We start from the raw sequence: 1440 nt of genomic DNA, 5'->3' as shown, positions 1-1440 counted from the left end.
TGGTGCAGCGAGACCCAGGTGGCGCCGCTGGCGGTGTTCAGCAGGGCGTTGAGCAGCGGCCAGTCGGACACGGCGTCGGAGCCGTCGCGCATGGCTTCGGTTTCGCGGTTCGGGCTGGACACCGAGCCGGAGTCGAGGTGGTCGCGGCCGATCACGATCGGCGCCTTCAGCTCGCCGCGACGGACCATCTCGTTGAAGGCCAGGCCGAGCTTGGCGCGTTGGCCCAGGCCGACCCAGCAGATGCGTGCCGGCAGCCCCTGGAAGCTGATGCGCTCCTTGGCCATGTCCAGCCAGTTGTGCAGGTGGGCGTCGTCCGGGATCAGTTCCTTGACCTTGGCGTCGGTCTTGTAGATGTCCTCGGCATCACCGGACAGCGCCGCCCAGCGGAACGGACCGACGCCACGGCAGAACAGCGGGCGGATGTAGGCCGGGACGAAGCCGGGGAAGTCAAAGGCGTTGGCGACGCCCTCTTCCTTGGCCATCTGGCGAATGTTGTTGCCGTAGTCGAAGGTCGGCACGCCCTGCTTCTGGAATTCCAGCATGGCCTGGACATGCACGGCCATGGATTGCTTGGCGGCCTTCACCACGGCAGCCGGGTCGGTCTGCGCGCGGTCGCGGTACTGTTCCCAGGTCCAGCCGGCCGGCAGGTAGCCGTTGAGCGGGTCGTGGGCGGAGGTCTGGTCGGTGACCATGTCCGGGCGCACACCGCGCTTGAGCAGTTCCGGGAGGATTTCTGCGGCGTTGCCCAGCAGGGCGATGGAGATGGCCTTGCCTTCGGCGGTGTATTTCGCGAGGCGCGCCAGGGCGTCGTCGAGGTCCTTGGCCTGCTCGTCGACGTAGCGGCTGGCGAGGCGGAAGTCGATGCGGCTCTGCTGGCATTCGATGTTCAGCGAGCAGGCACCGGCCAGGGTCGCGGCCAGCGGCTGGGCGCCGCCCATGCCGCCGAGGCCGGCGGTGAGCACCCACTTGCCTTTCAGGTTGCCGTCATAGTGCTGGCGGCCGGCTTCGACGAAGGTTTCGTAGGTGCCCTGAACGATGCCCTGGCTGCCGATGTAGATCCACGAGCCTGCGGTCATCTGGCCGTACATGGCCAGGCCCTTGGCATCGAGTTCGTTGAAGTGTTCCCAGTTGGCCCAGTGCGGCACCAGGTTGGAGTTGGCGATCAGCACGCGCGGGGCGTTGGAATGAGTCTTGAACACGCCGACCGGCTTGCCGGACTGCACCAGCAGGGTCTCGTCATCATTCAGTTGCTTCAGGGTCTCGACGATCTTGTCGTAGCACTCCCAGTTGCGCGCAGCACGACCGATGCCGCCGTACACCACCAACTCCTTCGGGTTCTCGGCGACTTCCGGGTCGAGGTTGTTCATCAGCATGCGCAGCGGCGCTTCGGTCAGCCAGCTCTTGGCGTTCAGTTGGGTGCCGCGCGGGGCACGGATTTCG

General features: G+C 66.4%; 1 protein-coding gene. It reads right to left on the bottom strand.

Going from position 1 to position 1440, the window contains the following annotated elements:
- Positions 1 to 1440: urocanate hydratase (gene hutU / locus ACNFH5_RS30540; RefSeq protein WP_416752672.1), on the bottom strand; the 1440-nt coding region annotated here is incomplete at both ends.

The sequence above is a fragment of the Pseudomonas sp. NY15435 genome (genome assembly GCF_048068295.1).
Lineage (GTDB): Bacteria > Pseudomonadota > Gammaproteobacteria > Pseudomonadales > Pseudomonadaceae > Pseudomonas.
This window is presented reverse-complemented; position numbering and strand designations above follow the sequence as displayed.